The organism is Pseudomonas sp. Arb-4-2C (genome assembly GCF_055755015.1).
This window is the reverse complement of sequence record NZ_CM146899.1, coordinates 6,264,495-6,282,517: the sequence shown is the minus strand read 5'-3', so window position 1 is coordinate 6,282,517 and position 18,023 is coordinate 6,264,495. Positions and strand designations below refer to the sequence as shown.

Genomic DNA, 18,023 nt, shown 5'->3' with positions numbered 1-18,023 from the left:
AAATGTGGGAGCGAGCCTGCTCGCGAAAGCGGTGGGTCAGCCAACATTGATGTCGACTGACACTCCGTATTCGCGAGCAAGCCCGCTCCCACAGGGGTACTGCGTTTTACCGTTCACTTAGTGAAACAGTACCGCCGTCTTCTGCAGGGTCACCCACACACCCCACGCCAACGGAATCCCCACCACCAGCCACGCGGCGATCGCCAGCGGCTTGCTGCCCGGTGCGGCTTTCCACTCCAGAACCGTACTGGCGTCGGCACCTTTGTCGTGGCCCAGCGCCTGCTCTGCAGCCAGTTCGGCGTCAGTCATGAAGTACTTGTCGTCCACCGGACGCACCAGCAGGTTGCACAGGAAACCCAGCACCAGCAGGCCGGCGAGGATGTACAAGGTGATGTCGTAAGCGGCCGCGCGCTCAACGCCGATGCTCAGTTGATACTCACGCAGGTAGTTCACCAGCACCGGACCGAGCACGCCGGCCGCCGCCCAGGCAGTCAGCAGGCGACCGTGGATCGCACCGACCATTTGCGTACCGAACAGGTCGGCCAGATACGCCGGAACAGTCGCAAAACCACCGCCGTACATCGACAGGATGATGCAGAACGCCGCCACGAACAGCGCAACGTTGCCCAGATGGCCCATGTTCGGGATCAACGCGTACAGGGCAAAACCAAGGGCGAAGAACACGAAGTAAGTGTTTTTGCGACCCAGGTAGTCCGAGAACGAAGCCCAGAAGAACCGGCCACCAATGTTGAACAGGCTCAGCAGACCGGTGAAGCCGGCCGCGATGGCGGCAATCGAAGCCAGTTGCCCGGCGTCCAGTTGACCGAACGGCACGTCAACGCCCAGCAGCTTGCCGCCGAACACTTCCTGCAGCAGTGGCGAGGCCATGCCCAGAATGCCGATACCGGCGGACACGTTCAGGCACAGCACCAGCCACACCAGACGGAATTGCGGGGTTTTCCACGCCACGTTCACGTGCACGTGACGGTGGGTGATCATCGAGTTCGAGGCTTTTTTCGCCGGCGCAGTCCAGCCTTCAGGCTTCCAGCCGGTTGGCGGAACGCGGTAGGACAACGCGCCACCGATCATGAACACGAAGTAAATCGCAGCCATCACCAGAAAGCTCTGCCACACGCCGACGCTGGTTGGCGAAGCGAAGTGGCCCATCAGCGCTGCAGCCAGTGGTGCACCGACCATCGCGCCGCCACCAAAGCCCATGATCGCCATGCCAGTGGCCATGCCGCGTTTGTCCGGGAACCACTTGATCAGGGTCGATACCGGCGAAATGTAGCCCAGACCCAGACCGATACCGCCGATCACCCCGGAGCCAATCCACATCAGCCAGATCTGGTGGGTATAGATGCCCAGCGCCGAGATCAGCAGACCGCCGCACCAGCACAGTGCCGACACAACGCCAGCCTTGCGCGGGCCTGCGTGTTCCAGCCAGCCACCCCAGATGGCTGCCGAGCAACCGAGGAAGATGAAGAACAAGGTGTAGATCCAGCCGAGCATCGAGATCGGCCAGTCGCATTGCGAGGAAAATACTTGTGCGATGAAACTCATGTCCGGTGCGCAAGCCACTGGAGCAGTAACGCCCAGCGCCTTGGACAGCGGCAACCAGAACACCGAGAAGCCGTAGGCCATGCCGATGCACAGGTGAATGGCCAGCGCGGCCGGTGGAACCAGCCAGCGGTTGAAACCGGGCTTGGCGATAATGCGCTCCTTGGACAGGAACGCAGGCTGGTCGGCTTGCAGGCCGCCCGCCGTGATGCTCGTGCTCATTGTGTATCCCCCAATTATTAGTATGGTTCGCCAGCCACTGTTCACCCTCGGCCTTAATGCACGCAGGCATGACCGTTTTTTAAGGTGAAGCTCCTTGAGGCGCGACGTTACGTCGCAGAAGGACGGACGAACCGGCGAAGGTTACCATTTGCACGTGACAGAAAAACCAAACTGATATCACCTTTTTCGTGTCATCTGATCTCCTCCCTCTCAGGAAAAAGCCATGCCGATCGTTGTCCAAGCGCTGAACGATGCCAGCTATCAGGATCAACAGGACTTGCAGAAAATCTATCGTGACGCCCCGCAATGGCTGTTCGCACCGTATTGCGGGGACGCCCGGCTGATCGAAAGCAGCCTGGCTGACGGGTCTTTGATTGCAGGACGTTTCAATGATCGCCTGCTCGGTGCGGCGCGTCTGACAAGGCACGACACTGTTTGGTACTTGTCCCATTTATGTGTGAGAAAAGTTACCCGACGCCGTGGGGTGGCCGAGCGGCTGGTGAACCAAGCGCAAAAAATGGCGTCGCAAGCGGGTGCACAACTGCGCTTGCTAGCCCCTGCCGGACACCTTGAAGCGCAGGCGCTGGCCGCCAAACTGCAAGTGCCGCTAGAAGTAATCGCTACATGACTGCGCCCCGAACCGGGCGGATGCAGCGCTATACTCCCCGGCTAAATTACGAATTCGACTAAATTACAAGGACTCGCCCATGAAAGCGTTCGGCAAAATCCTGGGTCTGGTACTTCTCGGGCTGTTGCTGATCATTGTGGCGGCGGGCTTCGCCCTGACCCACCTCTTTGATCCCAACGACTACAAAGACGAGATCCGCCAGATAGCCCGCGACAAGGCCCACATCGAGCTGACGCTCAATGGCGATATCGGCTGGAGCCTGTTCCCGTGGCTCGGCCTGGAACTGCATGAGGCCAGCGTCGCCACCCTGATCAATCCGACCGAACCGTATGCCGATCTGCAGATGCTCGGTCTGTCCGTGCGCGTGCTGCCGCTGTTGCGCCGCGAAGTGCAGATGAGCGACGTGCGTGTCGAAGGCTTGAACCTGCGCCTCAAACGCGACAAGAACGGCCACGGCAACTGGGAAGACATCGGCAAACTGCCACCTCCCGCCACGCCTGCCGGCAGCCCGGCGCCAGCCAGCGCTCCCGCTGCTGAGGCCGCCGCCCAGCCGGAAAAACCGCCGCAACCAATCCGGCTCGACATCGACAGCCTGACCGTCAACAACGCCCGCGTTGAATACAACGACGAGCAGACCGGCAAGCAGTACAGCGCCGAAAGCATCCAGCTAAGCACCGGCGCGGTACACGATTCGACCAATATTCCGCTGAAAGCCACGGCGTTCCTCAGCACCAATCAGCCGGTGCTGCGGGTGCGTACCGAGCTCAACGGCGAGTTGCGCATCGAGCGCGCCCTGCAACGCTACAAGTTCGAAGACATGAAACTGTCCGGCGAACTGACTGGCGATCCGCTGCAAGGCAAGACCATGACCTTCTCTGCGCAAGGCCAGGTACTGCTGGACAAAGCCGCGAACGTCGCCGAATGGACCGGGATCAAGATTTCTGCCAACCAGTTGCGCGCCCTGGGCGAGCTGAAAGCCAACGATCTCGACAAGACCCCGCAGATCACTGGCGGCCTCTCGATCGCCCAGTTCGATCTGGCGAAATTCGTCGACAGCATCGGCCAGACGCTGCCGGCGATGGCGCCCGGCAGCCTGAGCAAGGTCGAACTGGTCAGCCGCGTGGCCGCCACGCCGACCAGCATCGCCCTCGACAACATCAACCTGAAACTCGACGACAGCAGCTTCAGCGGGCGCATTGCCGTTGAAGACTTCGCCAAACAGTCGCTGCGGGCGACCCTCAAGGCTGACACCTTCGACGTCGACCGTTACCTGCCGCCGAAATCGGACAAGGCCAAAAATGCCACACAGGTGCGTCAGGCCGAAGTCGCCAGTACCGAAGCCGATGCCATGGCCGGTGCCGGCTCCACACCGCTGCCGGACAAACCGAGCAAAAGCGCCTGGAGCACCGAGCGTCTGTTGCCGGTCGAGCGCCTGGCCAAACTCGATGTCGACGCCGACCTGAGCTTCGGCCAACTGACCCTCGACAAGCTGCCGATCCAGAACGCCGCACTCAAGGCCAACGGCCAGGGCGGCCTGCTGACGCTGGAGAACCTGCGCGGCGGCCTGTACAACGGCGACTTCGAAGCCAAGGGCACCCTCGACGTGCGCCCGAGCGCGCCAGTGCTGAATCTGCAGACCCGTATCAACCGCGTGCCGGTCGAGAAAATCCTCGAAAGCCAGGGCAAGAACCCGCCGGCCAAAGGTCTGGTTACCCTGACCAGCAGCATCACCGGCAGCGGCAACAGCCAACAGGCGCTGATCGAAACCCTCAACGGCAACGCCAGTTTCGTGATCAACAACGGCGTGCTGCTCAACGCCAACCTTGAACAGCAACTGTGCAAAGGCATCGCCACCCTCAACCGCAAAACCCTCAGCGGCGAGCCGCGAGGCAAGGACACGCCATTCCAGGAGCTCAAGGGCAACCTGACCTTGCGCAACGGCGTCGCCAGCAACCCGGACCTGAAAGTGCGCATCCCGGGCATGACCGTAAACGGTGACGGCGACATCGACCTGCGGGTGCTGGGCATGGATTACCGCGTCGGCATCATCGTCGAAGGCGACACCAGCGCCATGCCGGACCCGGCCTGTCAGGTCGGCGAGAAATTCGTCGGCATCGAATGGCCGCTGCGCTGCCGCGGCCCGCTGGAACTGGGCGCCAAGGCCTGCCGCGTGGACAACGAACGCCTGGGTCAGGTCGCGACCAAAATGGCCGGCGACAAGCTCAGCGAGAAGATCGACGAGAAACTGGGCGACAAAGTCAGCCCGGAACTGAAAAACGCATTGAAGGGGCTGTTCAAGCGATGAGAGCGGAGCAGTTTTCCACGGCGGTGCTGGAATGGTTCGACCGCCACGGCCGCCACGATTTGCCTTGGCAGCAAGACATCAATCCGTATCGGGTGTGGGTCTCGGAGATCATGTTGCAGCAGACCCAAGTCAGCACCGTGCTCAATTACTTCGACCGCTTCATGGCCGCGCTGCCGACGGTTCAAGCGCTGGCCGAGGCGCCGGAGGACGAAGTGCTGCACCTGTGGACCGGGCTGGGTTACTACACCCGCGCGCGCAATCTGCAGAAGACCGCGAAGATCGTCGTCAGCCAGTACGGCGGCGAATTTCCGCGTGACGTCGAAAAGCTTACGGATCTGCCGGGTATCGGCCTGTCCACCGCCGGAGCCATTGCCAGCATCAGCATGGGCCTGCGCGCGCCGATCCTCGACGGCAACGTAAAACGCGTTCTGGCGCGATTCACTGCGCAGGAGGGTTACCCAGGCGAGCCTAAGGTCGCAAAGCAACTGTGGGCCAACGCAGAGCGTTTCACCCCGCACGATCGGGTCAACGCCTACACCCAGGCGATGATGGACCTCGGCGCCACGCTGTGCACTCGCAGCAAACCGAGCTGCCTGCTGTGCCCGTTGGAAAAGGGCTGCGAAGCACACATGCTCGGCCTGGAGACGCGCTACCCGATCCCCAAGCCGCGCAAGGCCATCCCGCAGAAACGCACACTGATGCCGATGCTGGCCAATGGCGAAGGCGCGATTCTGCTTTATCGCCGCCCTTCCAGCGGCCTGTGGGGCGGTTTGTGGAGCCTGCCGGAACTCGAAGACCTCGACGACCTGCAACACCTCGCCGATCAGCACTCGCTGACGATGGGCGAACAGCAGGCGCTGCCGAGCCTTGTCCACACGTTCAGCCATTTCCAGCTGTCCATCGAACCCTGGCTGGTTCAGGTACAGGAGGCCGCCCATCACGTGGCCGAGGCCGACTGGCTCTGGTATAACCTCGCCACCCCGCCGCGCCTGGGCCTTGCTGCCCCGGTCAAAACCTTGCTCGAACGCGCGGCCGCCGTCTTGAATGCAGGAGAGTCGTCATGACCCGCACCGTAATGTGCCGTAAGTACAAAGAACAATTGCCAGGACTGGAACGCCCTCCGTACCCGGGTGCCAAAGGTCAGGACATTTTCGACCACGTCTCCGCCAAGGCCTGGGCTGATTGGCAGAAACACCAGACCCTGCTGATCAACGAAAAGCGTCTGAACATGATGAACGCCGAAGATCGCAAATTTCTTCAGGGCGAAATGGACAAGTACTTCTCCGGCGAGGAATACGCTCAAGCCGAAGGCTACGTTCCGCCTGCAGAGTAAACCCCGCAAATCGGGGGTCGGATCGTAAGCGACGGAATTAATTTAAGAATTTTTAAAAAAGTCGTTGACGTAAATCCGAAAAACCCTTTTAATGCGCCCCGTTGCCCAGATAGCTCAGTCGGTAGAGCAGGGGATTGAAAATCCCCGTGTCGGCGGTTCGATTCCGTCTCTGGGCACCACCTTTCGTTTTCAGGTGATGCCAAGCACACCTGAAAGCACACAAGAAGCCCGCCTAGTGCGGGCTTTTTGCTTTCCACGGTTCCCAACCGTTCCCTTGTAAGCCCAAACATATGTGAGTAGATTCGTGAGTAGATCCAGTTCGGTCTACAAATCTACTCACACCATGGCGGCAAGATACCCGCCTGGTACGGCCTGCAAGGAGGCTGCGTGCCACTCTCAGATACCACCATCCGTACCGCCAAGCCGAAGGCCAAGCTCTATCGACTGACCGACGCCAACGGTCTATGCCTTGAAGTGACCACGACCGGCTCCAAGCTGTGGCGCTATCGGTATCGCTTCAATGGCAGCGCGAAGATGTTGGCGCTCGGCGCATACCCTGCTGTCACCCTTCTGAAAGCCCGCCAGCTTCGCGATGGAGCGCGTCAGCTACTGATTGAGGGAACCGACCCTGCCGAGCAGAAGAAAACTGCCAAACAAGCACAGAAGGTCGAGGGTCTGACTTTCGAAACGCTAGCGCGAGAGTGGTTTGCCTACAACGCCCCCCGCTGGGCAGAAAGCACAACTTACAAAGCCAAGTTGTACTTAGAGAATGATTTGATTCCGGGTATCGGCGCCCGCCCGTTGAAAGCGATCACCCGGCCCGATCTGGTGGAGCTGGTGCGCAAGGTCGAAGCGAGGGGCACACTCAATGCCGCCGGCAAGATCCGCCAATGGTTACACCAGATATTTCGGTACGGGCTGGCAAAGGGTGTCGTTGACGCCAACCCAGCCACGGATCTGAGTGTGGTAGCAGCACCACCGAAAGCTGCCCGCCATCATCCGCACGTCACCTTTGCTGAACTCCCAGAACTGCTGGCCAAGAGCGAGGCTGCGAATATCCACTTGCTTACCCGGCACGCCATCCGCCTGCTGACGCTAACAGCTGTTCGCCCGGGCGAGCTTCGCCGCGCCCCCTGGGCAGAGTTCGACTTGGAATGCGCAACCTGGACAATTCCAGCAGAACGCATGAAAGCTCGTCGCCCTCACATTGTCCCCCTACCCCGCCAGGCCGTTGCCATTCTTCGCCAGCTTCACGAGATCACTGGACGCTATGCACTGGTCTTTGCTGGCGCCAATCCCGATCGGCCCATGAGCGAAAACACCGTGAACAAAGCGTTGCGAGTGATGGGCTACGAAGGTCAGCAAACCGGCCACGGTTTCCGTCACCTACTCAGCACGGAACTTAATGGACGCGGGTACAACAAGGATTGGATCGAACGTCAATTAGCCCACGGTGATAGTGACGAGATACGCGGCACCTACAACCATGCGGCCTATGTAGAGCAGCGCCGCGAAATGATGCAGGCTTGGGCCGACTCAATTGATGCGCTGTGCGCGGGAGCAAAAGTGGTATCAATCAGGAGTGTGAAAGCGTGAGCTACTTTCCGCGGAGTATCACCTGCATTAGGTTTGATGAAGTCATATGGCCCGGAGGAATGGAGTATGTCCCCGAACCTCTAGAGGAAGCTGTTCTAGATGCCGTCCAGCGAGTAGCAAATCGATTTGGTATCACACTGGACGGCTCCGAGAAAAATTCAGCAGCGATTCAAGAGGCCGTAGAAGACAGCCTAATTCAGATGCAGATGTATTTAGACTGGGCCGAGGAAGCGCATCGATTCGCGAGAGTCGCGCGCAAAGAGGAGCGTTTTTACGCAGCTGTGTCTGGCGAGCTATTTTTAGACCCAGATTACGAGCAAGACGATGAAATTACTTTGGAAGGGCTGGCGGTGTATCAATTAGACCGCCTGATAGCAGCTACAAGAGCCAAAAACATCACGCGAATATTGCATATTTCAGCAGACCTTTTTGAAATACAGAAACTGCTGGGGAAACGCGAAAAGCTCCAAGAGTTCAGCAATTTAGCTGCTGAACGCGCAAAAAAGCGTCATCAGCATATGAATGCTAGGAAGGCCGAGCTAATAGACGATTGGATCAAAAATGGTGCTGAATACGAAAGTAGGGCAGATTTTGTTCGAATCATGAGTGACCTCAAAGGAATAAAGTATCGAACCCTCTACGATTGGATTGCCAATCATGACAAGGAAGAACGGGACGAAATTTAGTGCGTGACACTCTTACGGTGTGCGCGCACACCGTACAGTCTGTTGGCAGACCGGACTACCGTCACACCTACCTTCCTCATTAACTTGCCATCGTCGATTACCAACAACGCCCCAGGAGGCGCAGACGATGGCAACTCAAGCCCACCCTATTCGCAAATCCGAACAATCCCTCCCCGCAGTTGAACAGCCTCGGCGCTTCATCAAGCTGGGCGAGGTCAAGGCCCTGACCACCCTCTCCACGTCAGAGATCTATCGCCGTATCGCCGCAGGGCGCTTCCCTAAGCAAGTAATGCTGGGGCCCAAGTCCGCCGTCTGGATCGAGGCAGAAGTTATTGCTTGGTGCGACTCGTTGGTCGCTCTGCGAGTGGAGGCCGCATAAATGGCCGACCAAAAAAAAGGCCAACCCAATAAGGCCAGCCCAGAAAAAACTCACCTCTACGATACCAGTAACCACGCCCAACTAGTACGGCTTGTTCCGCGTCTTCGCGAGGGGCCTGCTGACACCTTCACCATCATGCGCGAGCTGAACATCTGCCGTCCTGGTGCCCGTATCTGCGACTTGCGTAATGCCGGCTACAAGATCATTACCAACCGCATCACCATGACGGATGAATGGGGACGCATCCACCGCGGTGTTGCTGTTTACACACTTATCGCTGAGCCAGGCGCGAAGGTGGCGGCATGACCGCTATGCTCACGATCGACGATGAACGGTCGATAACTTTTCTTGCCAGTAGTCGCGCCCCTCGGTATGGTTTGGCTGTCGCTGCAAATTCAGCGACCGGGCGTAGGAACCCGAGAAGCAAAAGGCGCAACAGCGCCCAGATCACTTCTGCAGGCGTTTTTTTTCGCTTTCAGTTCCGTGTTATGGCGGCTGTGTGCGGGCAGGCTTCGGCCTGGCCGGGCTCCTTTTGCCCCGGTATTCCTACCCCGCGCACAGCTGCCACCCAATCCCGTAGGAAGGATCGTGGCAGCTCCTCGTTAGCAGAAGGAGCTTTACAGATGCCGGCCCTCATTCCGTCCGCAATTCGCGCCCTTGCTCACCGCCGTATGGCCCTGAGTGCTCTGCGCGCAAACTCGTCCCTCTCCGTTCGACTCGCCCGCTACAACGCCCACATGGCCATCGTCCGTACACTGGAAACCTCAGGGGGCGTGCAATGAGCCAGCCAATCGCTCGCCTCGCCGACGAAGCCCTTGAGCTGCTGCGCGCCACACACGAACGCATCAGCAATATGCGGGTGTTGTTCAACGCGATCACAAAGGACCTGAAGCACGGCAAGTCGCACGATATCGAAGAGCTGGCCAGCCTTGGCAGCTTCCTCGGGTACGACTGGGCGAACTATGTCGACAGCGAAGTCGAACAGATGCAGAAGGCGCTGGATGCCGCGGAGGTGGCCAAATGAACGCCTCTATCCGATCACGGGAGCACCTGAGTTTCACGAAACGCGATCCGGAAGGACGACTGATCAACTGGCCTCGGAATAATCCCGGCGTAGCGGCCGACTGGCAGAAGGGTATCGAGTTCTTCGAAAGCGAAGTATTCGAGCTGGCCGCCCACGATGAAACTGAGGCGTTCAACGCTATTCAGTTTGCCATTGCCGGAATGGGCGGGCGCACCACCAATCTTGAACTCGGATTTATAGATCGCGTGGCACGTGCTGCGGTACTGGGTTTGCGCGTGATTCGCGGCGGCGCAGCAAGGTTCGAACCGAAAGACTTCGAAGAGATTTAAAACATGAAAATTCAAAACGGCGCATTTGCGTCGACGGGATCGGCTTGCCCGAAGAAAGCCACCGAACTGTTTTACGTCACGCATCCGAATGTGCCCAAGGCGCTGTTGGGCCCGTTCTTGACGGATGCCGACGCCGAGTGCGGCCGCGTAGTTATGCGTAGTGCTGGCGCCCAGGTGACGGCCTGCCTGGTCGACTTTGTGGACGAGCTCACTCACTGGCACGGCGTGAATAACGGCCAGGTCTGCCGGGCCTTTGCTGGTGCTGATCACCAGGGGGCAGACCATGAGTAACGTCACCCCGATAAAGCGCAAAGAATGCGGCGGGCCCCCCCGCGAGACCGCGCACATCGACAGCGCCAGCTATGCGCTGCTGGTGGAAACCTTGATTGGCTTCCTGGAGCTGCGCATCGCCGAAGGCGACAAAGGCTGTCACTGCGATGAGCTGGAGCGGCTCACACAGCAACTGGAGAGCCTGGCCAAGCGGTTCACCCCGCCGAAGGGGGCCGCATGACTGACCCCACGATCCTTTTCCGTGATGTGCTCCAGTCCGTGTATGGGCTGCTCGACTGGCTGCCTGTGGCCGATGCCGAGATTCATCGCTTCCACGTCCCTGACGACAAGCCCGGCACTCTCAACGGCTGGTATGTGCTGTACCTGGACGGTATCGCCTCTGGCGCGTTCGGCAGTTGGAAAGCCGGCGGCGCCAGCACCTGGTGTAGTCGCGAGCCGGTGGACACACGGGAAGCAGCGCAGGTCCGTGAACGAGTGGATCAGGCCCGGCGCCAGCGCGAGGCCGAACAGCACCAGCGCCAGCAGCAGGCCACCAAGTTAGCCAACCGCTGGTGGCGGAATGCGCGCCGCGCCGCCCCGGATCACCCGTATCTGGTCGCCAAAGGAGTTCGCTCCTACGGCTTGCGCCAGCGTGGCCCTGACCTCCTTGTCCCGCTGTACCTGGATGGGTGCTTGGTCAACCTGCAACGAATTGCCCCGGACGGCACCAAGCGCTTCTTGCCCGGTGGTCGCGTGAAGGGCACCTATTCGCCGCTGGGCATCATCGAACCCGGCTCTGTCCTCTGCATCTGCGAGGGGTGGGCGACGGCCGCCAGCCTCCACCAGCACGGCGGCTACGTCGTCGCCGCCGCTATGAACGCCGGCAACTTGATCCCGGCGGCGATGGGCCTGCGCTCCCGCTATCCGGGGCAGGCCATCGTGATCGCCGGCGACGACGATCGGCTCACCGACGGTAACCCCGGACGCAAAGCGGCGAATGCCGCGGCAGCGGCTGTGGGCGGCCAAGTGGCTTTTCCGGAATGGCCAGAGGGCGCCCCTGACGACCTCACCGACTTCAACGACCTCGCCAACTGGAAGCTCGCCCATGTCCAAGCCTGACACAAACGTGATCAACCTTCGGCCGGACGCCGCGACCATTGCGCCAGATCGCCCCTGCTGGGCGGTGTATGAGCATTGGGTGATCAACGAGAAGGGCCGAAAGCTTCGCCCAGGCGTTTACTGGCATAGCTTCAAGCGCGCTGCCGCTGACCAGGACGACGCCGAGAGCGATACCGGCGACCGGCCTATCACCGATGAGTGGATATCCAGCCCCGTCACAGTCGTCGCTCGCACCACAAACAGCGACGATGGCAGCGAAGGTCGATTGCTGCGCCTGGTGACCGAGGGCGGCATCAAGGAGTGGATAATCGCCATGGAGGTGTTCGGCGGCAGCGGCGAGGACGCCCGGCGCGCCTTGTTCGGCATGGGCGTCATTATCGCCCTCAAGAAACGCGGCACGTTCATGGAGTACCTGCTCGACCAGCATCCTGCAGAAGTGTTCGCCACCACCAGCCGGCCGGGCTGGCATGAATCGGGCGCGTTTGTGCTGCCCGGGCGAACGATCGGAAGCGACAAGGTGCGGTATCAGGCCAGCAACAAGGCTCAGGTGCTTTTCAGCCGCCGCGGCGAGTTGGCGCTATGGCAAACGGAAGTGGCCGCGAAGTGCGCCGGCAACCCGGTACTGACGCTGGCGATCGGCTGTTCGCTGGCCGGGCCGCTGCTAAGCCTGGTCGGCGTGTTGGGCGGTGGTGTTCACCTGGTGGGTGACAGCTCGAGCGGCAAGTCGCTGGCGCAGTTGATCGGCTCGTCGGTGTGGGGTGACCCGGGCGTGTTCGCCGCCAGTTGGGACATGACCAAGGGCGGCCTTGAGATCGAAGCGTCGAGCCGTAACGACACCATCCTGCCTCTGGACGAGATCAAGCGCGCCGATCCGAAGCGGGTACAGGAAATGGCCTACTCCCTCGCCAACGGCCAGGGTAAAGGCACCATGACCCGTGAACGTGAAGGCCGCGCCAAATTGAGCTGGCGCCTGTTGACCCTTTCCAGCGGCGAGCGCTCGCTCTCCGAGCACGCGGCCATATCCGGCAACGCTGCCCATGCTGGCGCCGAACTCCGCATGGTCGATGTGAACGCCGGCACCCGCACCCATCGCGCCTTTGATGAATTGCACGGGCTTGAGGGCGCGGACTTCCACCGCCAGCTCACCGTGGCCGTCGGCGCCCACCATGGCCACCTCGGACCAGCGTTCGTCGAGAAGCTGCTCGCCAGTGACGACCGCGCAGGATTACTCGAAGACTTCGCCGGCGTGCGCGCCAGCTTTGTGGAGGACAACGCCCAAGCCGGACGCGTGGCTGATCGGTTCGCCGTGATCGCGCTGGCGGGTGAGATGGCGATCGCCTACGGCCTGCTCCCGTGGAAGCCGGGCACCGCCCTCGCCGACTGCCGTTTGCTCTATGGCGAATGGCTGAGCCGGGTTGGCAGCGGGAACGCCGAAGACCGGCAGATCCTCGCCGGCATTCTCGACTTCATCGATCGCCATGGCAGCAGCCGCTTTTCCGATGTCGATGACGTGACGCCTGACACCAAGGTATTCAACCGCGCTGGCTATTGGGAGCTGACGGGCAATAACCGCCTGTACCTGTTCAACAAGCCGGCACTGATCGAAGCCGCTCACGGCTACGGCCTGTCTCGCATCATCAAAGCGCTGGAAGGCGCGAACATCCTCGCCCGCCGCGACAACGAACGCAAAACCAAGAATTACCGGCTCCCCGGCGGTGGCCAGGCGCGCCTGTACGTGGTCGATCCTGAGGCAATGGACCGCGAAGGGGGTGGCGCATGAACGGCACCAAAACGTCACCTACCCGAATTGCCCAAGTTCACAGGAACCTAGAATCACTGGCAACAGTGGCAACGCCGGCAACGGGCTTGTGGGGCGCGGCTTGTAGCCGTTGCCACCCTATAAAAAAAGTGGCAACGACTGGCAACACACACCTCATTTTCAACACAAGAGGCTGGTTCGCCCCCTCAGTTTGGTTATCACCGTTGCCGGTAAAAATCCGGTGGCAACAATTTGGAAGCATCGGCAACACCTGGAGCCCACGGTTCACAGGGCTGTTGCCATTGTTGCCGCTGTTGCCGGTGTTTTTGAAATCACAGAAACATTGGATTACAAGCAATCAGGGCGAGGGGGCGTTATGAGCCTCCTGTCCTCCCTGCTCGATCACACGCCGCCGGCCATTCCTGGCGCTGACTCCGCAAAAGTGTGGAGTCGTCCTCAACCTCGCCCCCGCCTAGTGCTGGCGAACCGTATTGAGCGCCCTGCCCTGTTCGTTCCTGGCCCCCATGCCAACGCCGCCACTGCCACACCTGAGTGGCGACAGGCCCGCGACCAGTACCTCAACCACATCATGGTTTGCCGTTCCTGCTACGCGCCCGCCGCCCGCTATTGCTGCGTCGGCGCCGACCTGCGCGCCAGCTATGACAACACGCCCATGGAGGCGCACCAATGACGCCAAGCCTTATCACCCACTTGTGCAACATCGCTTTGAAGCCCGGCATCAGCGCCAACACGCAGCTCATCACTACACGGCGGATCTGCCGCGCCATTGCTGACCAGCTCGACGCGATCCGCGCCGAACGTCGAGCCATTCGCCGCGAGGCCGGCAAGTTGAAAGCGTTCCTGCCATTCACGCGGCAAGCGATCGAGGATCTGGAGGAAAGGGCCCGGGAACACCTGGAGGCTATTCGCACCGGAGCACAAGAAGCGCTCGCCGGGTTCGGCCAATCGCTGATGTTCGACCGGGAAGGGCTGGCGCAGACGTTGGGATTCGATCGGATGTGCGACCTGCTGGGCATCAACCCGGTACATCGCCAACAAGCCAGAGCAGACGGAAATACCAGCCTTCGCGGTTTGGCCTACCTCTCCCAACTGGAGGACAGCGCCGATCGCAATAGTGAGGAGTGGGGCGTCGGCGGCCCTCTATATCGCGCCTGCCATGCCGCCATGATCCGGTTCATCAGGGAATGCCCAGAAGACCAGTTGCCCGATCCGTTCGCGCCTAGCGCTCCCTTCGGCCCGAAGTTGCCGCCCACCTTAAGCATCGTCGGCAAGTAGAGACCCAATTACGCGACACGATTTGCGAATCACGAAAACGTGTCGCGACACGGAGCAACACAACCGGGCATCCGCCCATCAATGGCGCCACGGCGTCGAAGGAGGCAATACATGTCACACCACATACGCTTCGCCGAAGCGTGTAAGGACACAGATTTCACCACTGACCCCGGCACGATCGGCGGGTACATCGTCTGGACGGTAGAGCACCTGCGTGGCGGCCAGCGGGTGGAGATTGAGGGGCCTTTCTACACCGAGGAGGAGGCCAGGATCTCCGCCGAACTGATGCGCATCGAATACCGGGGAGCTCGGGCGTACAAGTCGACTCACTGCTCGGCCTGGAATCCAGACGTGAAACGCGAGATCGCAATTCGAAACGACGCAATGGCCGCCCGCATGATCCTCGCTGGCCAGCTCGGCATCGAAATCCCCAAACACAGCGCCCAGGGCGCCCAGGAGTAAGAGATGGCAATGGCAACCGACTACGGCAACAAAACCTTGATCCTACTGGGCGGCAGCGCTGGCAAGCTTTTTGGCCGCAAACACCTCTACGAACTCTCAACGGGGGATGTCCGCGAGGCGGTTAAGGCGGTAGACGTGAATCACCCGGGATTTGCCAAATACCTTGCCGACGCAAAGGCCCGCGGCCTGGAGTTCGCCATTTTTCGAAACCGGCGAAATATCGGCGAGAAGGAGCTCGGGATGGGGCGAGCAAACGAGATCCGCATCGTCCCAGTCATTCAAGGGAGTAAGCGGGCGGGACTATTGCAGACAGTGTTGGGGGCGGTGCTGATCGTGCTCAGTCCGTTCACGAACGGCGCCACACTCGCGCCGGGTATAGCCCTCGCCGCCGGCGGCGTGATCCAGATGCTCAGCCCGCAGGCCTCAGGCCTAAGGCAGAGCGCCGGACCAGAAAACGCCCCGTCCTACGCCTTCGGCAGCGCCAAGAACACCACGGCCAGCGGCAACCCGGTCCCTATTTGCATCGGCCACCGTCGGTGGGGCGGGATGATCATCTCCGCATCGATCTATGCCGAAGACAAAATGTAGGTGTGGTGTTGTAAGGTCACAATTCACTTTTGAGGACGAACCAAATGCACAGGATTTTTCTCGCGTTCATTGCCGCCGGCGTGCTGGCCGGCTGCTCCAGCACACCGGTCGACCAAGCGTCGGCGAAGAAAGTGCCAGCAGCCAGAGCGTTTGCGTTTCAGTCAGACGTTCCGGGCGGCGCCAAGCTGGTGGTGAGTCGAGACAGTGGTTTTTGGGCGTCCGGTGGATGCTTTGCAACGGTGTTGGTCGATGGAAGGAAAGCCGCGCGTATCGACACGGGTGAGATTGTGGCGTTCCAGGTCCAACCTGGCCGTCACATCATCGGAATAGCGGGTGACGACAACGGTAACGGCGTATGCGCGCTACAGATCGGTCAGCCGGTGAAAGAGACGGCCACGCAGGTCGGCGCCGGAGATGTTCAGAAGTTCAGGGTGTCTGGTACGCAAAACGGTACCGATATCCGCCCCAGTTCCTTCTGACCCGATTGCAGCATCTGGGCGGCTCCAGGATTGAGCCGCCCGCCACCTTCATCAAATTGGTAACCAAGCGTGGTAACCACCATTGGGAACCATCCCCAGCAGCGCCTCGCAGGTCTGCCGGTACCAGTGACGAAGTCCGTGCGATGTCAGGTTTTTTCAGGTTCTCGAAATGCCCGATCGCTCCCTGACATCTGGCGATCCGCCACCACTCGACACTCCTCCCTGACCGGTTATCCTCCCTTCTCAAAATTGCTCCACGCCAGCGGCGCGCTGGTTTCAGGATGAAAAAGATTCAGGAATCAAGGAATGAGCGGATACGTCCCCAACCCACCGAAGGGTTACCGCAATAGCGGCACCGAGCCCGTCGATATACACGCCCAGCGCTGGGCTGAATACAAAGACCTCCCGACGAGGAACGAGACGAAACCTGCCAGCAAAGGCTGTGTATTCGCCAAGAGCTGCGATCTCGCGGACGGTGTGATCGATCACAAAAAGCCTGCCGGATTTATCCCCGTCGAGAGCCTGGCCAACTACGGAGAGTTCTCCCTCCTCGGCGGTCGCGAGACTGATGCCGCGGGAAATATCCCACTGAAAAAAATCACCGGGAATGCCTTACCCGCCACCCTAGGAACTCTCCTATTGGGTGGCGCGGGCGCTGCGGCTGCCTCTTGTGGCGGGCTGTGTACGGCTGGAGCTGCTGGAGGCGCAAGTGTTGCAATTGGCTCTGCCGCAACGGGGGCTACTGGTGGTACCGGCGTTCTCACAGCCGGAGTGGCCGCTGGTACATTGGCGGGGATAGTCGCTCTACTGTGGCCGTCGAACCTTGGTGACAGCTCCCTCTACACGGAAGACCAACTTCAGTCGCTGGAGGAGGCCCGTACTCGCGTCCGCCTCCATGTTGAGGAGCAGGCTGACGGAACACTGAAGGGGTACGGGTACAACACCCAGAAGCGCAGTGACTGGGAAATGGTTCCTGTCGTGCAATTCGTCCAGCAGGGATCTCAGCAGGTTGCCGACTTCGGCGACGGCGTAACCCTCATCTGGACGCCGGCGGTTGATCCCTCGAGCACCTCTGGTATCCCGCCATTAGAGGGCGCACCTCAAGCGCCGCAGATCTGGATTTACCCGCCTACCGAACAGGCCGATAGCATTATCGTCAGCCCGATCTACCCCGACCAATACAAAGACTTCATTCTCGTATTCCCGGCTGATTCAGGTATGCAGCCGCTGTACATTGTGATGAATGTGCGCCTCAACCCAGGCACCGTTACCGGGCAGGGAAAAGACGTGACAGGCATCTGGCTCGCCGGCGCCAGCGTCGGTCTGGGGTCGCCTGTGCCGACGCGAATCGCAGATCAGCTCAGGGGAAAAAGCTTCAGCAGCTTCGATGCTTTCAGAAAGGCATTCTGGATCGCGGTAGGGAAAGATGCGGAGCTCGCCAGCCAATTCAACGACAGCAACAAAGCCCGAATGCTTGAAGGTATGGCGCCTCGCGCCCGGGCAATTGATACCGTAGGCAAGCGCCGATCCTTTGAGCTTCATCACGGAGTTCCAGTTTCTGAAGGTGGCGAGGTTTACGACGTCGACAACCTCAGCGCCATGACACCCAAACACCATATTGATACCCACCGGAGCTCGAAATGATCGCACTCAAAAGCAGCCTTTCCGAATACACGGAGACCGAGTTTCTCGCACTGATCAAAGAAATTTGCAGCGCCGCTGGCACCGAAGACTATCAGGACGAGTTGCTGGAAAACTTCATCGAAGTAACTGGCAACGTCGCCGCCTCTGACTGGATTTACTACCCAGAAAACGGCGAGGACGACTCGCCGAAGGGCATTTTGGAAACCGTCAAAGGGTGGCGAGCAGCTCAGGGGTTACCAGGGTTCAAAGGCGCTTAGCAAGAACCAAGTGGATGTCAAAAGACAGAGACGTAGCGCAATGGATTTTGGCTTATGAGCCGAAGATCAATCCCCGTATTGCAATTT

Annotated in this window: 22 protein-coding genes and 1 tRNA gene; 22 read left to right on the top strand and 1 reads right to left on the bottom strand. The window is 60.1% G+C overall.

Annotated elements, in window-relative coordinates; translation table 11 throughout:
• Positions 1–117 precede the first annotated feature (117 nt).
• Complete coding sequence (locus AC0J41_RS28485) at positions 118–1,782, bottom strand: OFA family MFS transporter (protein ID WP_025110935.1); 1,665 nt, start codon at positions 1,780–1,782, stop codon at positions 118–120.
• A 223-nt stretch (positions 1,783–2,005) separates the two neighbouring features.
• Here AC0J41_RS28485 and AC0J41_RS28480 point away from each other — a divergent pair, with 223 nt between their 5' ends.
• From AC0J41_RS28480 to AC0J41_RS28375, 22 genes are all read left to right on the top strand, one after another.
• Entirely contained in the window at positions 2,006–2,410 is a 405-nt protein-coding gene (locus AC0J41_RS28480; RefSeq protein ID WP_025110936.1) for an acetyl-CoA sensor PanZ family protein, read from the top strand.
• A gap of 79 nt (positions 2,411–2,489) precedes the next feature.
• Positions 2,490–4,715 (top strand): AsmA family protein, encoded by a 2,226-nt coding sequence (locus AC0J41_RS28475; protein ID WP_473014210.1) that lies wholly within the window; start codon positions 2,490–2,492, stop codon positions 4,713–4,715.
• The gene (mutY, locus tag AC0J41_RS28470; RefSeq protein WP_473014209.1) at positions 4,712–5,779 is read left to right on the top strand and encodes an A/G-specific adenine glycosylase; all 1,068 of its coding nucleotides are present in this window, start codon (positions 4,712–4,714) and stop codon (positions 5,777–5,779) included. Before AC0J41_RS28475 ends, mutY begins: the two co-directional genes overlap by 4 nt.
• Positions 5,776–6,048 (top strand): oxidative damage protection protein, encoded by a 273-nt coding sequence (locus AC0J41_RS28465; protein WP_025110939.1) that lies wholly within the window; start codon positions 5,776–5,778, stop codon positions 6,046–6,048. Before mutY ends, AC0J41_RS28465 begins: the two co-directional genes overlap by 4 nt.
• Positions 6,049–6,151: 103 nt before the next feature.
• A tRNA-Phe gene (locus AC0J41_RS28460) sits at positions 6,152–6,227 on the top strand.
• A 208-nt stretch (positions 6,228–6,435) separates the two neighbouring features.
• Positions 6,436–7,644 (top strand): tyrosine-type recombinase/integrase, encoded by a 1,209-nt coding sequence (locus AC0J41_RS28455; protein WP_473014208.1) that lies wholly within the window; start codon positions 6,436–6,438, stop codon positions 7,642–7,644.
• On the top strand, positions 7,641–8,330 hold the full coding sequence (locus AC0J41_RS28450; protein ID WP_473014207.1) for a hypothetical protein: 690 nt from the start codon (positions 7,641–7,643) through the stop codon (positions 8,328–8,330). The genes AC0J41_RS28455 and AC0J41_RS28450 overlap by 4 nt, the downstream gene beginning before the upstream one ends.
• A gap of 127 nt (positions 8,331–8,457) precedes the next feature.
• A complete protein-coding gene (locus AC0J41_RS28445; protein WP_473014206.1) occupies positions 8,458–8,709 on the top strand; it encodes a helix-turn-helix transcriptional regulator in 252 nt (83 codons plus the stop codon).
• Positions 8,710–9,015 (top strand): helix-turn-helix domain-containing protein, encoded by a 306-nt coding sequence (locus AC0J41_RS28440; protein WP_473014205.1) that lies wholly within the window; start codon positions 8,710–8,712, stop codon positions 9,013–9,015.
• A 472-nt stretch (positions 9,016–9,487) separates the two neighbouring features.
• Positions 9,488–9,733, top strand: a complete 246-nt coding sequence (locus AC0J41_RS28435) for a hypothetical protein (protein ID WP_192559522.1) — start codon at positions 9,488–9,490, stop codon at positions 9,731–9,733.
• Positions 9,730–10,062 (top strand): hypothetical protein, encoded by a 333-nt coding sequence (locus tag AC0J41_RS28430; RefSeq protein ID WP_473014204.1) that lies wholly within the window; start codon positions 9,730–9,732, stop codon positions 10,060–10,062. The genes AC0J41_RS28435 and AC0J41_RS28430 overlap by 4 nt, the downstream gene beginning before the upstream one ends.
• A gap of 3 nt (positions 10,063–10,065) precedes the next feature.
• Complete coding sequence (locus AC0J41_RS28425; protein WP_473014203.1) at positions 10,066–10,353, top strand: hypothetical protein; 288 nt, start codon at positions 10,066–10,068, stop codon at positions 10,351–10,353.
• Positions 10,346–10,573, top strand: a complete 228-nt coding sequence (locus AC0J41_RS28420) for a hypothetical protein (RefSeq protein ID WP_473014202.1) — start codon at positions 10,346–10,348, stop codon at positions 10,571–10,573. Before AC0J41_RS28425 ends, AC0J41_RS28420 begins: the two co-directional genes overlap by 8 nt.
• The gene (locus AC0J41_RS28415) at positions 10,570–11,451 is read left to right on the top strand and encodes a toprim domain-containing protein (protein ID WP_473014201.1); all 882 of its coding nucleotides are present in this window, start codon (positions 10,570–10,572) and stop codon (positions 11,449–11,451) included. The genes AC0J41_RS28420 and AC0J41_RS28415 overlap by 4 nt, the downstream gene beginning before the upstream one ends.
• A complete protein-coding gene (locus AC0J41_RS28410; protein ID WP_473014200.1) occupies positions 11,438–13,231 on the top strand; it encodes a DUF927 domain-containing protein in 1,794 nt (597 codons plus the stop codon). The genes AC0J41_RS28415 and AC0J41_RS28410 overlap by 14 nt, the downstream gene beginning before the upstream one ends.
• Positions 13,232–13,340: 109 nt before the next feature.
• Positions 13,341–13,901 carry a hypothetical protein gene (locus tag AC0J41_RS28405; RefSeq protein ID WP_473014199.1) on the top strand — a complete coding sequence of 187 codons (561 nt, stop codon included), beginning with the start codon at positions 13,341–13,343 and terminating at the stop codon, positions 13,899–13,901.
• The gene (locus AC0J41_RS28400) at positions 13,898–14,506 is read left to right on the top strand and encodes a hypothetical protein (RefSeq protein WP_473014198.1); all 609 of its coding nucleotides are present in this window, start codon (positions 13,898–13,900) and stop codon (positions 14,504–14,506) included. Before AC0J41_RS28405 ends, AC0J41_RS28400 begins: the two co-directional genes overlap by 4 nt.
• A 111-nt stretch (positions 14,507–14,617) precedes the next feature.
• Complete coding sequence (locus AC0J41_RS28395; RefSeq protein ID WP_473014197.1) at positions 14,618–14,968, top strand: hypothetical protein; 351 nt, start codon at positions 14,618–14,620, stop codon at positions 14,966–14,968.
• Between the two features lie 3 nt (positions 14,969–14,971).
• Positions 14,972–15,556 carry a tail assembly protein gene (locus tag AC0J41_RS28390; RefSeq protein WP_473014196.1) on the top strand — a complete coding sequence of 195 codons (585 nt, stop codon included), beginning with the start codon at positions 14,972–14,974 and terminating at the stop codon, positions 15,554–15,556.
• 44 nt (positions 15,557–15,600) lie between these two features.
• A complete protein-coding gene (locus AC0J41_RS28385) occupies positions 15,601–16,035 on the top strand; it encodes a hypothetical protein (protein WP_473014195.1) in 435 nt (144 codons plus the stop codon).
• 306 nt (positions 16,036–16,341) lie between these two features.
• The gene (locus AC0J41_RS28380) at positions 16,342–17,679 is read left to right on the top strand and encodes an S-type pyocin domain-containing protein (protein WP_473014194.1); all 1,338 of its coding nucleotides are present in this window, start codon (positions 16,342–16,344) and stop codon (positions 17,677–17,679) included.
• On the top strand, positions 17,676–17,936 hold the full coding sequence (locus tag AC0J41_RS28375) for a bacteriocin immunity protein (RefSeq protein ID WP_473014193.1): 261 nt from the start codon (positions 17,676–17,678) through the stop codon (positions 17,934–17,936). Before AC0J41_RS28380 ends, AC0J41_RS28375 begins: the two co-directional genes overlap by 4 nt.
• The last annotated feature ends 87 nt before the right edge of the window (positions 17,937–18,023 follow it).

Bases quoted from the DNA above. Each gene is read 5' to 3' on its own strand.
- AC0J41_RS28390 (WP_473014196.1), top strand. From the start codon at position 14,972: ATGGCAATGGCAACCGACTACGGCAACAAAACCTTGATCCTACTGGGC.
- AC0J41_RS28415 (WP_473014201.1), top strand. From the start codon at position 10,570: ATGACTGACCCCACGATCCTTTTCCGTGATGTGCTCCAGTCCGTGTAT.
- AC0J41_RS28435 (WP_192559522.1), top strand. From the start codon at position 9,488: ATGAGCCAGCCAATCGCTCGCCTCGCCGACGAAGCCCTTGAGCTGCTG.
- AC0J41_RS28430 (WP_473014204.1), top strand. From the start codon at position 9,730: ATGAACGCCTCTATCCGATCACGGGAGCACCTGAGTTTCACGAAACGC.
- AC0J41_RS28485 (WP_025110935.1), bottom strand. From the start codon at position 1,782: ATGAGCACGAGCATCACGGCGGGCGGCCTGCAAGCCGACCAGCCTGCG.
- AC0J41_RS28400 (WP_473014198.1), top strand. From the start codon at position 13,898: ATGACGCCAAGCCTTATCACCCACTTGTGCAACATCGCTTTGAAGCCC.
- AC0J41_RS28440 (WP_473014205.1), top strand. From the start codon at position 8,710: ATGGCCGACCAAAAAAAAGGCCAACCCAATAAGGCCAGCCCAGAAAAA.
- AC0J41_RS28445 (WP_473014206.1), top strand. From the start codon at position 8,458: ATGGCAACTCAAGCCCACCCTATTCGCAAATCCGAACAATCCCTCCCC.
- AC0J41_RS28395 (WP_473014197.1), top strand. From the start codon at position 14,618: ATGTCACACCACATACGCTTCGCCGAAGCGTGTAAGGACACAGATTTC.
- AC0J41_RS28410 (WP_473014200.1), top strand. From the start codon at position 11,438: ATGTCCAAGCCTGACACAAACGTGATCAACCTTCGGCCGGACGCCGCG.
- AC0J41_RS28465 (WP_025110939.1), top strand. From the start codon at position 5,776: ATGACCCGCACCGTAATGTGCCGTAAGTACAAAGAACAATTGCCAGGA.
- AC0J41_RS28380 (WP_473014194.1), top strand. From the start codon at position 16,342: ATGAGCGGATACGTCCCCAACCCACCGAAGGGTTACCGCAATAGCGGC.
- AC0J41_RS28420 (WP_473014202.1), top strand. From the start codon at position 10,346: ATGAGTAACGTCACCCCGATAAAGCGCAAAGAATGCGGCGGGCCCCCC.
- AC0J41_RS28475 (WP_473014210.1), top strand. From the start codon at position 2,490: ATGAAAGCGTTCGGCAAAATCCTGGGTCTGGTACTTCTCGGGCTGTTG.
- AC0J41_RS28375 (WP_473014193.1), top strand. From the start codon at position 17,676: ATGATCGCACTCAAAAGCAGCCTTTCCGAATACACGGAGACCGAGTTT.
- AC0J41_RS28480 (WP_025110936.1), top strand. From the start codon at position 2,006: ATGCCGATCGTTGTCCAAGCGCTGAACGATGCCAGCTATCAGGATCAA.
- AC0J41_RS28385 (WP_473014195.1), top strand. From the start codon at position 15,601: ATGCACAGGATTTTTCTCGCGTTCATTGCCGCCGGCGTGCTGGCCGGC.
- AC0J41_RS28425 (WP_473014203.1), top strand. From the start codon at position 10,066: ATGAAAATTCAAAACGGCGCATTTGCGTCGACGGGATCGGCTTGCCCG.
- mutY (WP_473014209.1), top strand. From the start codon at position 4,712: ATGAGAGCGGAGCAGTTTTCCACGGCGGTGCTGGAATGGTTCGACCGC.